Annotated in this window: 24 protein-coding genes; all 24 read right to left on the reverse strand. The window is 57.7% G+C overall.

Features of this window, described 5'->3' with window-relative positions; translation table 11 throughout:
* Positions 1–4: 4 nt before the first annotated feature.
* The 24 genes from ACR0MQ_RS14540 to ACR0MQ_RS14655 all read right to left on the reverse strand — a co-directional run bounded on the left by ACR0MQ_RS14540 (position 5) and on the right by ACR0MQ_RS14655 (position 18,167).
* On the reverse strand, positions 5–1,549 hold the full coding sequence (locus ACR0MQ_RS14540; RefSeq protein WP_480608972.1) for an NADH-quinone oxidoreductase subunit M: 1,545 nt from the start codon (positions 1,547–1,549) through the stop codon (positions 5–7).
* The gene (gene nuoL / locus ACR0MQ_RS14545) at positions 1,549–3,711 is read right to left on the reverse strand and encodes an NADH-quinone oxidoreductase subunit L (protein ID WP_480608975.1); all 2,163 of its coding nucleotides are present in this window, start codon (positions 3,709–3,711) and stop codon (positions 1,549–1,551) included. Before nuoL ends, ACR0MQ_RS14540 begins: the two co-directional genes overlap by 1 nt.
* A 6-nt stretch (positions 3,712–3,717) precedes the next feature.
* Entirely contained in the window at positions 3,718–4,023 is a 306-nt protein-coding gene (gene nuoK, locus ACR0MQ_RS14550; RefSeq protein ID WP_005984024.1) for an NADH-quinone oxidoreductase subunit NuoK, read from the reverse strand.
* A gap of 4 nt (positions 4,024–4,027) precedes the next feature.
* Complete coding sequence (locus ACR0MQ_RS14555) at positions 4,028–4,630, reverse strand: NADH-quinone oxidoreductase subunit J (RefSeq protein ID WP_170775699.1); 603 nt, start codon at positions 4,628–4,630, stop codon at positions 4,028–4,030.
* Positions 4,627–5,037: a carboxymuconolactone decarboxylase family protein gene (locus tag ACR0MQ_RS14560; protein ID WP_480608977.1), complete on the reverse strand. Its 411-nt coding sequence runs from the start codon at positions 5,035–5,037 to the stop codon at positions 4,627–4,629. The genes ACR0MQ_RS14555 and ACR0MQ_RS14560 overlap by 4 nt, the downstream gene beginning before the upstream one ends.
* Positions 5,034–5,528, reverse strand: coding sequence for an NADH-quinone oxidoreductase subunit NuoI (nuoI, locus tag ACR0MQ_RS14565; protein ID WP_039524264.1), 495 nt, complete (start codon positions 5,526–5,528; stop codon positions 5,034–5,036). The genes ACR0MQ_RS14560 and nuoI overlap by 4 nt, the downstream gene beginning before the upstream one ends.
* 1 nt (position 5,529) lies before the next feature.
* The gene (gene nuoH / locus ACR0MQ_RS14570; RefSeq protein ID WP_010442763.1) at positions 5,530–6,567 is read right to left on the reverse strand and encodes an NADH-quinone oxidoreductase subunit NuoH; all 1,038 of its coding nucleotides are present in this window, start codon (positions 6,565–6,567) and stop codon (positions 5,530–5,532) included.
* The gene (locus ACR0MQ_RS14575; RefSeq protein ID WP_010442764.1) at positions 6,560–6,775 is read right to left on the reverse strand and encodes a hypothetical protein; all 216 of its coding nucleotides are present in this window, start codon (positions 6,773–6,775) and stop codon (positions 6,560–6,562) included. The genes nuoH and ACR0MQ_RS14575 overlap by 8 nt, the downstream gene beginning before the upstream one ends.
* Positions 6,772–8,793: an NADH-quinone oxidoreductase subunit NuoG gene (nuoG, locus tag ACR0MQ_RS14580; protein WP_480608981.1), complete on the reverse strand. Its 2,022-nt coding sequence runs from the start codon at positions 8,791–8,793 to the stop codon at positions 6,772–6,774. The genes ACR0MQ_RS14575 and nuoG overlap by 4 nt, the downstream gene beginning before the upstream one ends.
* 3 nt (positions 8,794–8,796) lie before the next feature.
* The gene (locus ACR0MQ_RS14585; protein ID WP_029622146.1) at positions 8,797–9,201 is read right to left on the reverse strand and encodes a DUF5333 domain-containing protein; all 405 of its coding nucleotides are present in this window, start codon (positions 9,199–9,201) and stop codon (positions 8,797–8,799) included.
* A 98-nt stretch (positions 9,202–9,299) separates the two neighbouring features.
* Positions 9,300–9,656: a hypothetical protein gene (locus ACR0MQ_RS14590; RefSeq protein ID WP_010442767.1), complete on the reverse strand. Its 357-nt coding sequence runs from the start codon at positions 9,654–9,656 to the stop codon at positions 9,300–9,302.
* Between the two features lie 75 nt (positions 9,657–9,731).
* On the reverse strand, positions 9,732–10,235 hold the full coding sequence (locus ACR0MQ_RS14595) for a DUF3291 domain-containing protein (RefSeq protein WP_480608984.1): 504 nt from the start codon (positions 10,233–10,235) through the stop codon (positions 9,732–9,734).
* Positions 10,232–10,648, reverse strand: a complete 417-nt coding sequence (locus ACR0MQ_RS14600; protein ID WP_170775690.1) for an MAPEG family protein — start codon at positions 10,646–10,648, stop codon at positions 10,232–10,234. Before ACR0MQ_RS14600 ends, ACR0MQ_RS14595 begins: the two co-directional genes overlap by 4 nt.
* 5 nt (positions 10,649–10,653) lie before the next feature.
* On the reverse strand, positions 10,654–11,952 hold the full coding sequence (gene nuoF / locus ACR0MQ_RS14605) for an NADH-quinone oxidoreductase subunit NuoF (RefSeq protein ID WP_480609185.1): 1,299 nt from the start codon (positions 11,950–11,952) through the stop codon (positions 10,654–10,656).
* A 12-nt stretch (positions 11,953–11,964) separates the two neighbouring features.
* Positions 11,965–12,186 (reverse strand): DUF5337 domain-containing protein, encoded by a 222-nt coding sequence (locus ACR0MQ_RS14610; protein WP_010442771.1) that lies wholly within the window; start codon positions 12,184–12,186, stop codon positions 11,965–11,967.
* Positions 12,187–12,216: 30 nt separating this feature from the next.
* A complete protein-coding gene (gene nuoE, locus ACR0MQ_RS14615; RefSeq protein WP_480608986.1) occupies positions 12,217–13,317 on the reverse strand; it encodes an NADH-quinone oxidoreductase subunit NuoE in 1,101 nt (366 codons plus the stop codon).
* Positions 13,317–14,540, reverse strand: a complete 1,224-nt coding sequence (locus tag ACR0MQ_RS14620) for an NADH-quinone oxidoreductase subunit D (RefSeq protein ID WP_010442773.1) — start codon at positions 14,538–14,540, stop codon at positions 13,317–13,319. The genes nuoE and ACR0MQ_RS14620 overlap by 1 nt, the downstream gene beginning before the upstream one ends.
* Positions 14,540–14,665, reverse strand: coding sequence for a hypothetical protein (locus ACR0MQ_RS14625; RefSeq protein WP_256368965.1), 126 nt, complete (start codon positions 14,663–14,665; stop codon positions 14,540–14,542). The genes ACR0MQ_RS14620 and ACR0MQ_RS14625 overlap by 1 nt, the downstream gene beginning before the upstream one ends.
* Positions 14,665–14,838, reverse strand: coding sequence for a hypothetical protein (locus ACR0MQ_RS14630; RefSeq protein ID WP_010442775.1), 174 nt, complete (start codon positions 14,836–14,838; stop codon positions 14,665–14,667). The genes ACR0MQ_RS14625 and ACR0MQ_RS14630 overlap by 1 nt, the downstream gene beginning before the upstream one ends.
* The gene (locus tag ACR0MQ_RS14635) at positions 14,838–15,443 is read right to left on the reverse strand and encodes an NADH-quinone oxidoreductase subunit C (RefSeq protein ID WP_170476545.1); all 606 of its coding nucleotides are present in this window, start codon (positions 15,441–15,443) and stop codon (positions 14,838–14,840) included. The genes ACR0MQ_RS14630 and ACR0MQ_RS14635 overlap by 1 nt, the downstream gene beginning before the upstream one ends.
* 12 nt (positions 15,444–15,455) lie before the next feature.
* Complete coding sequence (locus tag ACR0MQ_RS14640; RefSeq protein WP_010442777.1) at positions 15,456–15,989, reverse strand: NuoB/complex I 20 kDa subunit family protein; 534 nt, start codon at positions 15,987–15,989, stop codon at positions 15,456–15,458.
* Positions 15,980–16,345, reverse strand: a complete 366-nt coding sequence (locus ACR0MQ_RS14645; RefSeq protein ID WP_480608989.1) for an NADH-quinone oxidoreductase subunit A — start codon at positions 16,343–16,345, stop codon at positions 15,980–15,982. Before ACR0MQ_RS14645 ends, ACR0MQ_RS14640 begins: the two co-directional genes overlap by 10 nt.
* 182 nt (positions 16,346–16,527) lie before the next feature.
* The gene (locus ACR0MQ_RS14650; protein ID WP_480608991.1) at positions 16,528–17,310 is read right to left on the reverse strand and encodes a crotonase/enoyl-CoA hydratase family protein; all 783 of its coding nucleotides are present in this window, start codon (positions 17,308–17,310) and stop codon (positions 16,528–16,530) included.
* Between the two features lie 2 nt (positions 17,311–17,312).
* Positions 17,313–18,167, reverse strand: a complete 855-nt coding sequence (locus ACR0MQ_RS14655; protein ID WP_480608993.1) for a hydroxymethylglutaryl-CoA lyase — start codon at positions 18,165–18,167, stop codon at positions 17,313–17,315.
* Positions 18,168–18,181: the final 14 nt, after the last annotated feature.

Raw genomic sequence — 18,181 nt, forward strand, 5'->3', positions numbered from 1 at the left:
CTCCTTAATGCGATGCGGCTGTCTGGTTCACGGCCTCAGCCGCGGCCAGAGCCGTGTCATAGTTCGAAATCAACGCAGCCGTCGAGTTGCCGATCACATCGGTCACCAGCGAAGGATAAACCCCCAGCAGAATGGTCATCACGATCAGTGGCGCAAAGATCAGCCGCTCGCGCGAGCTCATGTCGGTGATGGCCTTTAGGCTTTCCTTGATCAGGTCGCCGAATACCACACGGCGGTACAGCCAAAGTGCATAGCCGGCCGAGAAGATCACACCGGTCGCGGCCACAGCCGTTACCCATGTGTTGACCTGGAAGGTGCCCATCAGGGTCAGGAATTCTCCTATGAATCCGGACGTACCCGGCAAGCCAACATTTGCCATGGTGAACAACATGAAGACCAGCGCATAGGCGGGCATCCGGATTACCAAACCGCCATACGCCTCAATATCGCGGGTGTGCATTCGGTCATAGATAACGCCGACACACAGGAAGAGTGCGGCCGAGATGAACCCGTGGCTGAGCATCTGGAAGATCGCGCCGTCAATGCCCTGCTGGTTCGCTGCAAAGATACCCATGGTCACAAAGCCCATATGTGCGACCGAGGAATAGGCAATCAGCTTTTTCATATCTTCCTGCACCAGCGCGACCAGAGAGGTGTAGACAACCGCTATCGCCGACATCCACAGCACTACGTCCGTCATCACAGCCGAACCCACCGGGAACATCGGCAGGCTGAACCGCAGGAAGCCATAGCCGCCCATCTTCAGCAGGATCGCAGCAAGAACGACAGAGCCTGCAGTCGGAGCCTGAACGTGCGCATCCGGCAGCCAGGTATGCACCGGCCACATCGGCATCTTCACCGCGAACGACGCGAAGAAGGCTAGGAACATCAGCGTCTGCATGCCGCCGACGATATAGAATCCCAGCACGCTGAACCCTTCCGACGAGAACTGATGGCTCATCAGCGCCTCGATATCCGTGGTGCCCGCATCCGCATACATGGCAACCATCGCCACCAGCATCAGCACCGAGCCAAGGAAGGTGTAGAGGAAGAACTTGAAGCTGGCATAAATCCGGTCTTTGCCACCCCAGATACCAATGATCAGGAACATCGGGATCAGGCCCGCCTCGAAGAACAGGTAGAACAGCACCAGGTCCAGCGCCATAAACACGCCCAGCATAAGCGTTTCCAGCAGCAGGAAGGCGATCATGTATTCTTTGACTCGATCCGTGACGTTCCAGCTGGCAAGAATGGTCAGCGGCATGATGAAGGTGGTCAGCAGTACAAACAAAACGCTGATTCCATCCACACCCATCTTGTATTTTAGGCCCAGCAGCCACTCGCCCTCTTCCACCATCTGGAAGCCGGTGTTGGACGGATCAAAGCCGGTATAGATGCCGATCGAAACCAGGAAGGTCACGGTTGTGGCAACCAGCGCGACCCATTTCGCGTTGCGTTGCGCGGCTACGTCCTCACCATGCAAGAACAGGGCCAGAATGCCTGCTGCAATCGCGGGGATGAAGGTGACAATAGATAGGATATTGTCCATTAGTGAGCGCCTCCGCCGATAGACATCCAGGTGACAAGAGCGGCGATGCCCAAGACCATCCAGAAGGCGTAAGTAAAGATGTAACCGGTTTGAGCTTTCCCGGCGAGGCGCGTGAAGAAGGGCACAACGCCCATCGCGACCCCATTCAGGAAGCCGTCAATCGTGTTGCCGTCGCCGCGCTTCCACAGGAACCGGCCAAGCGCCACGGTGGGCTTGACGAAGATCGCGTCGTAGATCTCGTCAAAGTACCATTTGTTCAACAGGAACAGGTAGAGCGGACGCTGGTTCGCGGCCAAACGTGCAGGCAACGAGGTGTTCGCGATGTAGAACCAGTAAGCCACGATGAACCCGAGTAACATCGCTACAAAGGGTGAGACCTTGACCCATTTCGGGGCTGCGTGCGCATCGTCCAGCACATGGTTGTCGGGTGCCATATAAAGCGCACCTTCACCCGGTTCTCCGGCAAAGACATAGTGGTGATCGCCGCCATGCGAGTCCTTCTCACCATGCCCGTCATCCACATGGGCGGTATCGGCATGGCTATCGTCTGCGTGGCTGTCGTTCGCGTGGCTATCTTCGCCATGCGAATCCGCTTTGCTGTGATCGCCCGCCTCTGCATGCTCTGATGCCTCGGCCACTGGAATTCCGTAGAACTTGCCCACCTTGTCCGCATGGCCAAAGAAATTGCCGTACCAGATCATCCCGGCAAACACTGCACCCAGCGACAGCACGCCCAGCGGTACCAACATGGTCATCGGGCTTTCATGCGCATGTTCATGAGTATGCTTGTCGCCACGCTCCTCGCCATAGAAGGTCAGGAAGATCAGGCGCCAGCTGTAGAACGAGGTGAACATCGCAGCGATGACCAGCATCCAGAAGGCATATCCTGTGCCACCGGCATACGCGCTTTCGATAATTGCGTCTTTCGACAGGAAACCGGCGAAGCCGAAAGTGGTCAGCGGAATACCCACGCCAGTAATCGCCAGAGTGCCGATCATCATCGCCCAGAACGTATAAGGTATCTTCTTCCGCAGGCCACCATATTCGGTCATTTCCTGCTCGTGATGCATTGCATGGATGACCGAGCCTGCACCAAGGAATAGCAGCGCCTTGAAGAATGCGTGTGTCAGCAGGTGGAACATCGCTGCTGAATACATGCCGACGCCAGCGGCCACGAACATGTATCCCAGCTGAGAACAGGTCGAATAGGCGATGACGCGTTTGATGTCGGTCTGAACCAGACCCACAGTCGCAGCGAAGAACGCGGTCGATGCACCAAGGAAAGTGATGAACCCGGTCGCGCCCGGAGCGAACTCCATCAGCGGCGACATACGGCAAACCAGGAACACACCCGCAGTCACCATGGTCGCCGCGTGGATCAGCGCCGATACAGGCGTTGGACCTTCCATCGCGTCGGGCAACCAGGTGTGTAGGATCAACTGCGCCGATTTACCCATCGCGCCGATGAACAGCAGAACACAGATCACTTCGATGGCGGTCCACTCCCCCCACAGGAAGTGCAGCTTCTCTTCTGCCAACGTAGGAGCGGATGCGAAGATGTCCGAGAAGTTGATGCTGTCCGTCAGGAAGAACAGCGCGAAAATCCCGAGCGCAAAGCCAAAGTCACCGACACGGTTGACGATAAACGCTTTCATTGCAGCGGCATTGGCCGACGGCTTACGATAGTAGAAGCCGATCAACAGGTATGAGGCGACGCCCACGCCTTCCCAGCCAAAGAACATCTGCACCAGATTATCCGCCGTCACCAGCATAAGCATGGCGAAGGTGAAGAAGGACAGATAGGCAAAGAAACGCGGCTTATAGCTTTCGCCTTCGCGCCACTGCGGATCATGATCCATGTAGCCGAAGGAATAGAGGTGAACCAGCGCCGAAACAGTCGTCACCACGATCAGCATGATCGCCGTCAGACGGTCCAGACGAATAGCCCAGCTTGTCGACAAAGATCCGCTCTCGATCCAGCGCATGATCTCGATCTGTTGCGTAACCCCGTCGAACGCGAAGAATACGATCCACGACAGCAGACAGGCCAGAAGCAGCAGGCCAGTTGCGGTCCACATGGCGGCTTTCTCGCCGATAAAGCGCCAGCCAAACCCGCAGAGCAGCGCGCCCACCAGCGGGGCAAAGAGGATGGTGGTTTCCATGTTCTCTTACCCCTTCATCATATTGACGTCTTCAACCGCGATGGTGCCGCGGTTGCGGAAGAAGCAGACCAGAATGGCCAGCCCGATCGCTGCCTCGGCCGCCGCCACGGTCAGCACGAACAGTGTAAACACCTGCCCGACCAGATCGCCGAGGAAACTGGAAAATGCCACAAGGTTGATATTCACCGCCAGCAGCATCAGTTCGATGCTCATCAGTAGGATGATGACGTTCTTGCGGTTCAGGAAGAGACCGAAGATGCCGATGACAAACAGCGTCGCCGCGACCGTAAGATAGTGTTCAAGTCCGATCATCGTCTTATAGCCCCTGCCCTGGTTTCACGTCCTTTAACTCCATCGCTTTGGCCGGGTCGCGCATCATCTGGCCGATGATGTCCTGACGCTTGATGTCCTGACGGTGGCGCAGCGTCAGCACGATTGCGCCGATCATGGCCACCAGCAGGATCAGCCCCGCCAATTGGAACAGAAGGAAGTATTGATCATAGAGGATGACACCCAGCGCCTCGGTGTTGTGGCGGTCGATCGGGACCGGCTGCACCAGATTGGCCGCCGCGCCCTGAGCGCTATCCCATGCGCCAAAGGCCATGACGAACTGCATCAGAATGACCAGACCGATCAGCAAGGCCAACGGCATATAGCGCGCCATCTCGGCCTTCAGCTCGGCAAAGTCCACGTCCAGCATCATAACCACGAAGAGGAACAGCACCGCGACCGCGCCCACGTAGACGATGATCAGCAGCATCGCCACGAACTCGGCCCCCAACAGCACGAACAGCCCAGCCGAGGACAGGAAGGACAGGATCAGCCAAAGCACCGAGTGCACCGGCTGACGGCTGATCACAGTGAACAGTCCGCCGGTGATGGCGCTGATGGCAAACAGATAGAAGGCAAAGACGGTCATTGATCCTCATCCTCGTTGTCGCCCATGACCTCTTGCGCCAGATCCAGCGCACGGGTCATGGCCGGGATGCCGGCAAAGACCGACATCTGACCGATCGTTTCTACGATCTCTTGTTTCTTTGCGCCCGCTTCCAAAGCGTGGCGCACTGTCTGGCGCACCGCCGAATCCGCCTGAGCGCCCTGACAGGTCAGCCCGGCCAGCGTCAGCAGCAGGCGGGTCTTGGCGTCCAGACCGTCTTTGTTGACCGTGTTGCCGAACATCATCTCCATGACCTCTTTCGGCATGGTCGGCCACAGCGCCTCGAACCCTTTGGGCGAGAAACTCTCCATCGCCGGGTTCATCGCCTTGGCCATGTCCTGAGCCTGCTTCATCATCAGCTCAAACGGATTTTTCGGGCTATCGCTCATCGGTACGGCGCGTCCATTTCCAGATTGCGAGCGATCTCGGCTTCCCAACGTTCGCCGTTGTCAAGCAGTTTTTCCTTGTCGTAGAACAGCTCTTCGCGGGTTTCCGTGGCGAATTCAAAATTCGGGCCTTCGACGATGGCATCGACCGGGCAGGCTTCCTGACAGAAGCCGCAATAGATGCATTTGGTCATGTCGATGTCATATCGCGTTGTGCGGCGGCTGCCGTCTTCGCGCGGTTCGGCGTCGATGGTAATGGCTTGAGCCGGGCAGATCGCCTCGCAAAGTTTGCAGGCGATGCAGCGTTCCTCGCCATTCGGATAGCGGCGCAGGGCGTGTTCACCCCGGAAACGCGGCGACAGAGGTCCTTTTTCGTGCGGATAGTTCACGGTGGCTTTGGGGGCGAAGAAATACTTTAGCCCCAGCTTCATACCGACCCAGAAGTCCTGCAAAAGGAAGTATTTGGCAGCGCGGGTGTAGTCGATTTGTGTCATATCAGCCTCCTACGCTCCAACGGGCGAACGCACCCCAGAACCAGTCGAATTTCGCTGCGAAGGCCACGAAGACCACCCAAGCCAGTGAGAACGGCAGGAATACTTTCCAGCCCAGCCGCATCAGCTGGTCATAGCGGTAGCGGGGGGTAATGGCCTTGACCATCGCGAAGATGAAGAAGAAGAACGCCATCTTAGCGACCATCCACAACACGCCATCGGGCAAGCCCGGGATCGGCGACAGCCAGCCGCCGAAGAACAGCAGCGTGGTCAGGGCGCACATCAGGAAGATAGCGATGTACTCACCGGCCATGAACAGCAAGAAAGGTGTGGCTGAGTATTCGACCTGGTAACCGGCAACCAACTCCGATTCCGCTTCGGGAAGGTCGAAGGGTGGCCGGTTGGTCTCGGCCAGCGCCGAGATGAAGAACAGGAATACCATCGGGAAATGCGGCAACCAGTACCAGCTGAAGAAGCCAAACGAGCCATCCTGCGCGCGAACGATATCACCGAAGTTCATCGAACCGGTCGAAATGATGATGCCAATGATGATCAGGCCGATGGACACTTCGTATGAAATCATCTGCGCGGCTGAGCGCAGCGATCCCAGGAATGGGTACTTTGAGTTCGACGCCCAACCGCCCATAATAACGCCATAAACTTCCAGCGAGGACACGGCAAAGACATAGAGTATGGCGACATTGATATCCGACAGAACCCAGCCATCGTTGAACGGAATCACCGCCCAGGCGATCATCGCCAGAACAAAACTGGTCAATGGTGCGAGGATAAACACCGTGCGGTCGGCACCGGCGGGTATAACAACCTCTTTGACCACATATTTTAGGGCATCTGCCACCGATTGCAGCAATCCGTAGACGCCCACCACGTTGGGTCCACGGCGCATCTGGACCGCTGCCCAGATCTTGCGGTCGCCGTAAACGAGGAACAACAGCGAGATCATCACAAAGGCCACAACTGCAAGCACTTGCGCCAGAATAATGATGGCTATTCCGCCTGGGGTGTTAAAGAATTCAGCCATTGGTCCTCACACCGTGGGTATTCCGTTTTCCGCGTGCGATGCAAAGGCCAGTTGCCTGCGCAATCTGCGGCTGGGTCGGCGCGTTGGTGTAAACAGCATCTGCCGTCTTTACGCCACCCTTAATCTTCAATTTCACACGCAATTCCGGCGCGGCTAACTGCCACCCGGGCACCGCGTTTGTCTGCGATATGAAACGTGTCTGGTTCATTCCGCCGCAATCTTCTCAGTCTTGCGGGCCTGCGCTTGTGCCGATAGCTCGGCCATCAGTTGCGAGGCGCGTGCTATCGGGTTGGTTAGATAGAAATCTTTGACGGCATTGCGGAATGTCGCCTTGCCCAACGGGCCTGCGTCCAGAGCCCGAACGTCATTCTCGATCACTTCATCGATACGCGCCAGATGCGGAACCGCTTCGATCAGAACAGTGCGCAGTTGCGCCAGAGAGTCGTAGGGCAGTGTTGCACCAAGCTCGGCAGAAAGGGCACGCAGGATGGCCCAGTTCTCCTTGGCCTCACCCGGGGCGAATCCTGCACGCATCGCGAGTTGAGGTCGACCTTCCGTGTTGACGAACAGGCCGTTTTCTTCTGTGTAAGCCGCACCCGGCAGTATCACATCGGCGCGGTGCGCTCCACGATCGCCGTGACTGCCCTGATAGATCACAAATGCGCCCTCGCCGATCTCGACCTCATCGGCGCCGAGATTATAGATCACATCGGCCGCGCTTACCGCATCCATGCCGCCTTCGCTGGTCGCATCCACATCCATGGCACCCACGCGCGATGCTGCGGTGTGCAGAACGATAAGCCCACTTTCGGTATTGCTTGCAATGGTTTGTGCGGCGGCCAGAACGGCAGAGCCATCAGCCTCTTGCAGCGCGCCTTGCCCGACGATGACCAGAGAGCGCTTGCTCTTGATCTCATCATTGCCACCCATATCAACGACGGTTTGCAGCGCAGCACGGTCGTCGCCTACATGGTGATACTCGTAGGTCAGATCGATGGCGGGCCCGACCAAGGCCACCTCGGCACCGTGTGCCCATGCCTTGCGGATGCGGGCGTTCAGAACCGGCGCTTCATCACGTGGATTGGTGCCAACCAGAAGGATACGCTCGGCGCTGTCGATATCTTCAATCGCGGCTGTACCGGCATATGCCCCACGGTTACCCGCCGGCAGCTTGGCACCATCGGTGCGACATTCGACAACACCGCCCTGCCCTTCGATCATCTGTTTCAGCGCGAATGCGGCCTCGACCGGGGCCAGATCGCCCACGATGCCTGCAGGTTTATCAGCCCCTTTCAGCGCCTCGGCGGCTTTGTTCAGTGCCTCTGGCCACGACGCCGGGCGTAGTTTGCCGTTTTCCCGCACGTAAGGCCGATCCAGGCGCTGACGGCGCAGACCATCCCAGACAAAGCGGGTCTTGTCGCTGATCCATTCCTCGTTCACACCATCATGATTGCGCGGCAAGAAGCGCATCACTTCACGGCCTTTGGTATCCACGCGGATGTTCGAGCCCATGGCATCCATGACATCGATGCTTTCGGTCTTGGTCAGTTCCCAAGGGCGGGCGGTGAAGGCATACGGCTTCGAAGTCAGCGCCCCGACAGGGCACAGATCGATGATGTTGCCCTGCAGGTTCGAGTCGAGAGTCTGGTTTAGATACGACGTGATCTCGGCATCTTCCCCTCGCCCGGTCTGGCCCATTTGGGTAATCCCAGCAACCTCGGTTGTGAAACGCACGCAGCGGGTACAGCTGATGCAGCGCGTCATTGCGGTGCCAACCAGCGGGCCAAGGTCCAGATCATCCACGGCACGCTTGGCTTCTTTGAAGCGTGTGCCTGACAGACCATAGGCCATCGCCTGATCCTGCAGGTCACACTCACCGCCCTGATCGCAGATCGGGCAATCCAGCGGGTGGTTGATCAGCAGAAACTCCATCACCCCTTCGCGGGCCTTCTTGACCATGGGTGAGTTTGTCTTGACCACAGGTGCCTGCCCTTCCGGACCCGGACGCAAGTCGCGTACCTGCATCGCGCAGGAGGCCGCAGGTTTCGGCGGGCCGCCAACGACCTCGACCAGACACATCCGGCAGTTCCCGGCAATCGACAGACGCTCGTGATAGCAAAAGCGCGGCACCTCGACCCCGGCCTGCTCACAGGCTTGGATCAGTGTCATCGCGCCATCGACTTCGATTTCCTGTCCGTCGATATTGACTTTGCGGAGGTCAGACATGGTCTAGTTCGCCCTCAAATACACGCCGATGGCGCTGTTTCTTTCAATTTCCTTCTTGCCCAAAGCGCAGAAGGTTTTGGGATTTTCGTAAGATACGCCGTTCTGCGCCAGATAGCTCTCGCCCTTGGCGCGCATACGATCTTTTTCAGAATCCGAATCCACATAAGCCCGGATTTCCTTGTCCGAATATCCAAGTTTGTTCGCTTTCGAGCGCAAATCCCACATGACACCAATCGCCTTGAGCCGACGCCCGCTTATTGACGGACAATACTCCGAAATCTCGTTTGCGATCGCGATGTAATAGAGTTCGTTGTCGATCTCTTTGACTTCGCGCAAGGGTGGCTTCGCCTCAGCCAGAACCGGGAAAGATATTACGCAAATCGCGGCGACCAGTCGTATCAAAGACATAACATTTCCTTTCGTCTTGGGATTCCCAAGACGATGGTCGACGCGCTTGCTATGCAATAACAAGCCACCGGTCCTGCCGTGATATGCGATACGGTTGCTCATGGTCGTTGGCAGCGTCCGGCAAAGGTCAGTTTATCGTTCTCAATACGCAGGTTTTGCGGTTCCGTATCCGGTCCAACCTTCCAGGCAATCCTGGAAGAACCAAAATTCTGCACGCAGAACTTGGTGGCTTCGTAGCGGCCAGCTTCACGCGCACCGTCGAACGATTGCGAAACGCCGTTTACTGTCACGGTAAACTCGGAAGGTGTGGTTCTCTTGTCCACGTGTTTCGCGCTGGCCCTGAAATAAATGCCGTCAAACGCAACCCGCGTCGCCTGTGATGGCGCCTCTCCGCAGGCGGAGAGCAGTGCCCCCACCAAAACCGACATCACCAAAATTCCTCGTTTCGCCATCATGACCACTCCTGCATCGTGGCTGGCGCATGCGGTATCTGCCGGTGCGTCTGGGATATCGTGTCCATCACCATCCCCTTACTCTGCCGCGACCTGAACGCAACGGTGGTCGCGCCACTTGCTGGCCAGTTTCAATTCTGCCCATCCAAAGGCACTTTCGCTCGCACCTTTTGTGCGCAACGTCTCTAGTCGTGCCAGCGCTTCTTCCAAACTAGGCTGGTGACCTTTGGGCACCCACCACATGACAAAATGTTGCTCGCCGAGTATTTCGAACCATTCTTGCCGACGTTCGTAGAACTGCTTGTGGATGGTACCCCAAACAAACTTCTCAAGGCTGGCGACATCTTCCCAGACCGTTAGATTTGCGACGAACTGCGGATCGCTTCCGATGCTGTTTTCGGTATTTCCGGTTCCTGGTTCACCTGAACCTTCCATCATCCAGACAAAGCCCGGCATCCGCTTGCCGAGTCCGTTAACGCGGTCCAGGTTGGCCATAAACTCGGCCACGCGTGGATCGTCGGTAGGTGCCAACAGACGACCAACATTCAATTCGGCCAAGTGATATCCGTCGGGCTGGATCAAAACGCAGCCACCAATGCCATAAGGCCGAGAACGGCCATGCAGGCCCACCCAACTACATAAGACACAGAGCGAACCCCGCTATGCGGTTTGCCGATCCCGCGCAGGTGGATCACCAGCATGGCCACCCGTGCTAACAGCGCGACCGAGGCCAGCAGGTTCACCCAGAACGGGCTGACACCCAGCAGGATTGCCGCCACTGTAACGGTCAAAAACGCAGGCAGCGTTTCAGTACCGTTCAGATACGCGCGGTTCAAACGATAAGCCTTGTCAGAATAGTCCTGATCCGGGGTCGCCCCTGGTGCCAACCCCTTGCCGGCTTTTGCGAGCGCCGAAAACGGCGACATGAACAATACGATCAGGGTGAAAATCACCAATGACGCAATTGCGTGGGAATATTCGGCGTAGGCTTCCATCAGGTTTACTCCGCTGCCATCGCACCCATACGGCCCGATTTCTGAGCCTTAATGCGGTCTTCGATCTCTTCCCGGAAATTACGGATAAGGCCTTGGATTGGCCAAGCGGCGGCATCGCCAAGGGCGCAGATTGTGTGGCCCTCGACCTGTTTGGTGACGTCGAACAGCATATCGATCTCTTCCAGCTCGGCTTCGCCACGTACAAGACGATCCATCACACGCATCATCCAGCCAGTGCCTTCACGGCAAGGCGTGCACTGACCACAGCTCTCGTGCTTGTAGAATTTCGACAACCGCCAGATCGCCTTGATGATATCCGTGGACTTGTCCATCACAATCACAGCGGCTGTACCCAGACCCGAACCCAATTCTCCGCGCAGATAATCGAAATCCATGATCGCATCGCGCATGTTCTCGCCACGTACGCACGGCACCGAAGACCCGCCAGGGATCACCGCCAGCAGATTGTCCCAACCGCCACGAATACCGCCGCAATGGGTCTCGATCAGGTCTTCAAAGGAGATCGACATCGCTTCTTCGACGACACAGGGGTTGTTCACATGGCCCGAGATCGCAAACAGCTTTGTGCCCGCGTTGTTCTGACGGCCAAAGCCTGCGAACCAGTCGGCGCCACGCCGCAGGATGGTCGGCACAACGGCAATCGATTCCACATTGTTCACCGTGGTCGGGCAGCCATAAAGGCCCGCGCCAGCCGGGAACGGAGGCTTCATCCGCGGCATGCCCTTCTTGCCCTCGAGGCTTTCAATCAGAGCTGTTTCCTCGCCGCAGATATACGCGCCCGCCCCGTGATGCAGGAACAAGTCGAAATCCCAGCCGGAACCAGCGGCATTCTTGCCAAGCAGACCCGCGTCATAGGCTTCGTCAATCGCGGCCTGCAGAGCCTCACGCTCGCGGATGTATTCGCCGCGCAGGTAGATATAGCAGGTATGCGCGTTCATCGCGAAAGAGGCGATCAGGCACCCCTCGATCAGCGTGTGCGGATCATGACGCATAATCTCGCGGTCTTTGCAGGTGCCCGGCTCGGATTCATCTGCGTTCACAACCAGATAGGCCGGACGTCCGTCGCTTTCTTTGGGCATGAACGACCATTTCAAGCCGGTAGGGAAGCCCGCCCCGCCGCGACCGCGCAGCCCCGAATCCTTCATCGCCTGGATGATCCAGTCACGGCCATTTTTGATCAGGCCAGCTGTGCCGTCCCAATGCCCGCGGGCTTGCGCGCCTTTCAGCGTGCGCTCATGCATCCCGTAGATGTTGGTAAAGATCCGGTCCTGATCCTTCAGCATCATGTCTTACCTTCAGCTGTCCTGACGCATGCGCCAGAGTTGAAATATGTTCACACCTGCATAGATGAATCCCGCAAGAGCAGCGAAATCAAACAGCAGCGCATAGCGCCCCGGCAAACCCATTGCGGGGCCTATGAACAAGGTCATGCCAAGCCAAAGCACCATCGTCACGGCGATGACGATGCCTATGTGACGACCCTTGCGGGCTATGGCGTGTTCCCTGTCCTTATCCATCTCGTCCTGGTGCCCCGCATGGGCACCTGCTTAGTCCTCGTAAGTGCCATCTTCCTTGGCACGTTTAGCGAACTCAGTTTCCTCACCAGCCGCCAGTTTTGCAGCCTGTTCGATCCATCCGTCACGTTCGATCCGGCCTTTGAACTTCAGGCGCGCATCGACCCAGGCCACATGCTCTGATGTCCATGCGGCAATCTGATCGAAGTGGAAAAAGCCCAGCTCGTTCAGGGTTTCTTCCAGCTTTGGACCTACGCCCTTCAGCATTTTCAGATCATCAGGCTTGCCATCCCGCGCACCAGACAGCGTTTCGGGCTGTTCCTCTTTCGCTGCTTTCGCCTCAGCGGCCTGTTTCACTGCGGGTTTCGCCGGCGCTGGTGCTTTTGGCGGTTTCGGAGCAGCTTTGGTTGCAGCAGCTTTGCCATCCTTGTCCAGCCACGGGGTTAGGATTGGAACCTCGGTTCCATCGATACGCTTGACGGTATCGCCCAGTTCGCGCGCAAGCTGAACACTGGCGTTGTATTGCGTCCGGCCACTGTCATACTCCGTCAGGCTGGTCAGCGCTTTCAGAGGTTCCGCCGCATACCGACCATTCTGCGGACCCGGAGTTGGCACTTTACCCGACACCAGATCATCAATTATCTTGCCAAAACTCTCAGTGGTCAGGTCTTCGTAATAATCCTTGCCGATCTGAGCCATCGGCGCGTTGGTGCAGGACCCGAGGCATTCAACCTCTTCCCAGCTCAGCTTGCCGTCATCGGACAGTTCATGCGGCTTTGCAGCGATCTTTTCCTTGCATACCGCAATCAGGTCTTCCGCACCGCAGATCATGCAGGAGGTCGTGCCACACACCTGAATATGAGCGACCGAGCCAACCGGCTGCAGTTGGAACATGAAGTAGAACGAAGCAACCTCAAGCACGCGGATATAGGCCATACCCAGCATGTCGGCGACGGATTCAATCGCCGGACGGTTTAGCCAGCCCTCTTGTTCCTGCGCGCGCCACAGCAGCGGGATGACCGCGCTGGCCTGACGGCCCTCGGGGTATTTGGTTATTTGCGCTTCGGCCCATTGCTGGTTATCAGCGGTGAAGGCAAAGCTATCGGGTTGTTCGGCGTGAAGACGGCGGAGCATTAGCGGTCAATCTCTCCAAATACGACATCCATGGTGCCGATAATCGCGGCGACGTCGGCCAGTTGGTGGCCTCCGGCAACGTGGTCCATGGCTTGTAGATGCAAGAACCCCGGCGCGCGCAATTTAGCGCGATAGGGTTTGTTGGTGCCGTCGGCGACCAGATAGACGCCGAACTCGCCCTTGGGGGCTTCAACGGCGGCATAGACCTCGCCAGCGGGGACGTGGAAGCCTTCGGTATAAAGCTTGAAGTGATGGATCAGGCTTTCCATCGAAGTCTTCATGTCAGACCGTTTCGGCGGAGTAATCTTGCCGCGTGCCAGAACGTCGCCTGGGCAATCGCGGATTTTGGCGATGGCCTGACGGATGATCAGCAGCGACTGGCGCATCTCTTCCATGCGCACCAGATAGCGGTCATAGCAGTCACCGTTCTTGCCGACGGGGATCTGAAACTCGAACTCGTCATAGCATTCATAGGGCTGCGCGCGACGCAGGTCCCATGCAAGACCCGAGCCACGGACCATCACGCCCGAGAAGCCGTATTTTTGAATGTCATCCTCGGTCACCACACCGATGTCGGCATTACGCTGTTTGAAGATGCGGTTTTCGGTCAGCAGCCCGTCAATGTCGTCCAGAACGGCAGGGAACTCGTGGCTCCAAGCTTCGATATCGTCCAGCAGCTCGGGCGGCAGGTCTTGGTGCACCCCACCGGGGCGGAAATAGGCAGCGTGCAGACGGGCACCGCAGGCACGCTCATAGAACACCATCAGCTTTTCACGTTCTTCAAAGCCCCAAAGCGGTGGGGTCAGCGCGCCGACGTCCATGGCCTGAGTGGTCACGTTCAACAGGTGGTTAAGAATACGACCAATCTCGGAATAGAGGACCCGGATCAGAGAACCGCGACGCGGCACTTCAACCCCGGTCAGCTTTTCGATGGCCAGACACCACGCATGCTCCTGGTTCATCGGCGCCACGTAATCCAGCCGGTCGAAATACGGCAGGTTCTGCAGATACGTCCGGCTTTCCATCAGCTTTTCGGTGCCACGGTGCAGCAGGCCGATATGCGGATCACAACGCTCGACGATCTCGCCGTCTAGCTCAAGCACTAGACGCAGAACTCCGTGCGCCGCAGGGTGTTGCGGGCCGAAGTTGATGTTGAAGTTGCGGATCTTCTGTTCCCCGCTCAGCGCGTCCGTGCTGCCGTCATCGTATCTTGAGCCGTCCATCAACGCCCTCGTTTCTTCTTCGCATCGGCCCGAACCCGGACCTTTTCCGCCTCAGCCGCCTTAGCAGCAGCCCCGGCCAGCAGAACCCCCAGCGCCCCCAACGCGATCAGCTCCCCCAGACCCATCAGCGACGCTCCAGCTCTTGCAGTTTAAGCCCGACCCACCAGAGCAACGCGATCGTGCCAAAGGGAACCAGACAGAGCAGGCACCAGTATTTGTTGATCCCGAAAAACGGCAATATCTTCACCATCGGAATGATGGTCAGTGCAGACAGGATCAGCCACCAGATGCCACCCATTATTCAGTCTCCTGTTTTTCATCCCCCGGAAGAATGTAGTTCGCACCTTCCCACGGGGACATGAAATCAAACTGACGGTATTCCTGCACCAGCGACACAGGTTCATAGACCACGCGCTTTTGCGCCTCGTCGTAGCGAACTTCGGTGTAACCGGTGGTCGGAAAATCCTTGCGCAGCGGATAACCGCGGAACCCGTAGTCGGTCAGGATGCGCCGCAAATCGGGATGACCCGAGAACAAGATGCCGAACATGTCGAACACCTCACGCTCGAACCAGTTGGCCGAGGGGTGAACGTCGACAATTGAAGGCACCATATCTTCTTCACGGATCGACACCCGCAGGCGGATGCGCTGGTTCTGGTACATCGACAGAAAGTGATAAACCACATCAAACCGCTTGGCGCGTTCGGGGTAGTCGACACCGGTAATGTCCACCAGCGTTGAGAACTGGCAACTGCGGTCGGACTTCAGGAATTCGATGAATTCCACAAGATTCGACGGCGCCACATCGACGTTCAGCTCACCATGCGTCACGTCCCAGGACAAAACGCAATCGGTTCGTTTTAGCTCCAACTGCGCGCCGAGTTCTTTGAGTGCTTCGCTCATCTGCCCTCTCCCTCAGCGAACAATCGTGCCGGTGCGGCGGATTTTGCGTTGCAGTTGCATCAACCCATAAAGTAGCGCCTCTGCGGTCGGAGGGCAGCCGGGCACGTAGATGTCCACCGGAACAACCCGGTCACAACCGCGCACGACAGAATAGGAATAGTGGTAATAACCACCGCCATTCGCACAGGAGCCCATTGAGATCACATAGCGCGGTTCCGGCATCTGGTCGTAGACCTTGCGCAGCGCAGGGGCCATCTTGTTGGTCAGGGTTCCGGCCACGATCATCACATCCGACTGACGCGGGGACGCGCGGGGCGCAATACCAAACCGTTCCGCATCGTAGCGCGGCATCGACGTGTGCATCATCTCAACCGCGCAGCAGGCCAGACCAAAGGTCATCCAGTGCAAGCTACCGGTACGGGCCCAGTTGATGATGTCTTCGGTCGAGGTCAGCAGGAAACCTTTGTCCTGCAACTCGGCATTCAGGGCCTGGGTGGCGACTTCTTTGTCGACGCCCGCGGTGTTTGCGCCCGTCATCACTCCCATTCCAGGGCCCCTTTCTTCCATTCATAGGCAAAGCCGATGGTCAGCACCGCCAGGAACGCCATCATGGACCAAAACCCAACATCGCTGATGTCTTTGAAGCCAACGGCCCAGGGAAACAGGAAGGCGATTTCCAGATCGAAGATGATGAAGAGAATCGCGACCAGATAGAATCGGACGTCGAATTTCATCCGCGCATCGTCGAATGCGTTAAAGCCACATTCATATGCACTGACTTTTTCAGGGTCTGGATTGCGGACGGCAAGCACTACAGCAGCGAGAATCAAGACGATTCCAAGGCCTACAGCGACGGCCAGAAACACCAGGATCGGGAGGTACTCCCGCAACAGGTCTTCCACGTATAGCTCCTTTCCTGCGCATGTCCCAAAAGGGTGCGCCGTCAATTGGCGAGTTGACTGGACATTCTCTATCCCTGTGGGGTCAGAGGGTCAACCGAACAGAAACGCGCAGATGGGCATTATTACAATCGCCCAGCAGGCTATGGCTTAGAATACCTTGCAACGGCCCGACGCGGCTAAACCTACCTATTCCATGCAGGTTTTCGTTTATCGAAGAAGGCCCTGATTCCCTCTTGCGCCTCGTCGGTTTCCCAACGCGTTACCAACTGTCGAATGGTGTGGTCGATCACAGCATCGTCAATGCGTGGTCCCAACGATTGGATCAATTGCTTTGCCGAAGAAACAGCGCCTGGCGCGCAGGACAGATAGGGACGCACTTCGGCCTCGACCGCCTCTGCCAAGGCATCAGCGGGCACCGCGCGCGCCAACAAGCCCAACTCGACAGCCTCCGCTGCATCAAAGAGGCGTGCGGACATGAAGACCCTCCGCGACCTTGCCCCACCCATACGAGCAATAACATAGGGGCCAATCGTGGCCGGGATCAGGCCAAGTCGCGTTTCGGTCAGGCCCATCTTCAGGCTATCCACCCCGATCGCCACATCACAGACCGAGGCCATTCCCACTCCACCACCAAACGCATTGCCCTGCAATGCGCCAATCAGAGGCTTGGGCAGCGTATTCAGGGCATTCAGCATCTCGGCCAGCTTGCGCGCCTCGGTGAAGCGCGTATCGGGATCGGCGGCCATCTGCGCCTGCATCCAACCCAGATCACCCCCGGCGCAAAAGCTTTTGCCTGACGCGGCCAGAATCACCACCCGGACAGCTTCATCACTGGCCAGTTGCCCGGCGGCTTGTGTCAGTTCAGCAATCATCTGCGCCGACAGCGCATTGTGCTTCTCTGGTCGATCCAGCGTTAACGTGGCTACGCCGCGACCATCTGTCTTTAAAGTTATCGTTTCGTACATTTCTATTCCGCTCGCATAGCCCGCGCCATGTCTGCAGCTTCTTCCAGCACAGACGCGTCCAACCCGGTTTCATATCCCAACCGTTCCAGATGCGCGGCCACCGCTTCGGTTGCCACATTACCCGCTGCACCTGGCGCATAGGGGCAACCCCCAAGCCCGCCGACGGCGGCATCAAACACCCGTACACCCAGCGCCAAAGAAGCATCGATATTGTCGATCGCCCGCCCGTTGGTGTCATGGAAATGCCCAGCAAGCCGCGTGACCGGGACCCGTTCGCGCACTGCCAACAGCATATGCGCGATCTTGTCCGGGGTCCCTTGCCCAATCGTATCGCCCAGCGAAATCTCGTAGCAGCCATGCGCGAACAATGCGTCCGCCACCTCGGCCACCTTTTCGGGCGGGGTCGGGCCGTCATAGGGGCAATCAGTCACGCAGGACACATAACCACGCACGGGCAAATCGATATGCCGCGCGGCCTCAAGGATCGGCACGAACCGTTCGATGGATTCGGCGATGGTCGCGTTAATATTTGCCTTCGAAAATCCTTCGGAGGCCGAGGCAAACACTGCAATCTCATCCGCCTTGGCCGCCAACGCGTCCTCATACCCACGCATGTTCGGCGTCAGAGCCGCATAACGAACGCCTTCTGCCCGCTTGATCCCGGCCAGAACCTCACCGCTGCCTGCCATTTGCGGCACCCATCTCGGTGATACAAAGCTTGCAACCTCAATCCGGTTGAACCCGCCACGGCTGAGGCAATCGACCAAGGCGACTTTCTCGGCCACCGGGATCTCGCGCTGTTCGTTCTGCAGGCCATCCCGCGGACCGACCTCGAAAATCTCGACCCGTTCTTTCATCAGCGCATCCCTTC

This window comes from Ruegeria sp. AN6, from assembly GCF_056540425.1.

Coding starts and splice junctions, on each gene's coding strand:
- ACR0MQ_RS14560 (WP_480608977.1), bottom strand. CDS start 5,037: ATGAGCGATAGCCCGAAAAATCCGTTTGAGCTGATGATGAAGCAGGCT.
- nuoL (WP_480608975.1), bottom strand. CDS start 3,711: ATGGAAACCACCATCCTCTTTGCCCCGCTGGTGGGCGCGCTGCTCTGC.
- ACR0MQ_RS14590 (WP_010442767.1), bottom strand. CDS start 9,656: ATGATGGCGAAACGAGGAATTTTGGTGATGTCGGTTTTGGTGGGGGCA.
- ACR0MQ_RS14655 (WP_480608993.1), bottom strand. CDS start 18,167: ATGAAAGAACGGGTCGAGATTTTCGAGGTCGGTCCGCGGGATGGCCTG.
- ACR0MQ_RS14630 (WP_010442775.1), bottom strand. CDS start 14,838: ATGGGTGGCATCTGGTGGCTGATCCTGTCTGCACTGACCATCATTCCG.
- nuoG (WP_480608981.1), bottom strand. CDS start 8,793: ATGTCTGACCTCCGCAAAGTCAATATCGACGGACAGGAAATCGAAGTC.
- ACR0MQ_RS14610 (WP_010442771.1), bottom strand. CDS start 12,186: ATGGATAAGGACAGGGAACACGCCATAGCCCGCAAGGGTCGTCACATA.
- ACR0MQ_RS14540 (WP_480608972.1), bottom strand. CDS start 1,549: ATGGACAATATCCTATCTATTGTCACCTTCATCCCCGCGATTGCAGCA.
- nuoH (WP_010442763.1), bottom strand. CDS start 6,567: ATGGCTGAATTCTTTAACACCCCAGGCGGAATAGCCATCATTATTCTG.
- nuoI (WP_039524264.1), bottom strand. CDS start 5,528: ATGACACAAATCGACTACACCCGCGCTGCCAAATACTTCCTTTTGCAG.
- nuoK (WP_005984024.1), bottom strand. CDS start 4,023: ATGATCGGACTTGAACACTATCTTACGGTCGCGGCGACGCTGTTTGTC.
- ACR0MQ_RS14585 (WP_029622146.1), bottom strand. CDS start 9,201: ATGTCTTTGATACGACTGGTCGCCGCGATTTGCGTAATATCTTTCCCG.
- ACR0MQ_RS14650 (WP_480608991.1), bottom strand. CDS start 17,310: ATGTACGAAACGATAACTTTAAAGACAGATGGTCGCGGCGTAGCCACG.
- nuoF (WP_480609185.1), bottom strand. CDS start 11,952: ATGCTGAAGGATCAGGACCGGATCTTTACCAACATCTACGGGATGCAT.
- ACR0MQ_RS14555 (WP_170775699.1), bottom strand. CDS start 4,630: ATGACCGTCTTTGCCTTCTATCTGTTTGCCATCAGCGCCATCACCGGC.
- ACR0MQ_RS14620 (WP_010442773.1), bottom strand. CDS start 14,540: ATGGACGGCTCAAGATACGATGACGGCAGCACGGACGCGCTGAGCGGG.
- ACR0MQ_RS14640 (WP_010442777.1), bottom strand. CDS start 15,989: ATGGGAGTGATGACGGGCGCAAACACCGCGGGCGTCGACAAAGAAGTC.
- ACR0MQ_RS14600 (WP_170775690.1), bottom strand. CDS start 10,648: ATGGAAGCCTACGCCGAATATTCCCACGCAATTGCGTCATTGGTGATT.
- nuoE (WP_480608986.1), bottom strand. CDS start 13,317: ATGCTCCGCCGTCTTCACGCCGAACAACCCGATAGCTTTGCCTTCACC.
- ACR0MQ_RS14635 (WP_170476545.1), bottom strand. CDS start 15,443: ATGAGCGAAGCACTCAAAGAACTCGGCGCGCAGTTGGAGCTAAAACGA.
- ACR0MQ_RS14575 (WP_010442764.1), bottom strand. CDS start 6,775: ATGAACCAGACACGTTTCATATCGCAGACAAACGCGGTGCCCGGGTGG.
- ACR0MQ_RS14625 (WP_256368965.1), bottom strand. CDS start 14,665: ATGGGTCTGGGGGAGCTGATCGCGTTGGGGGCGCTGGGGGTTCTGCTG.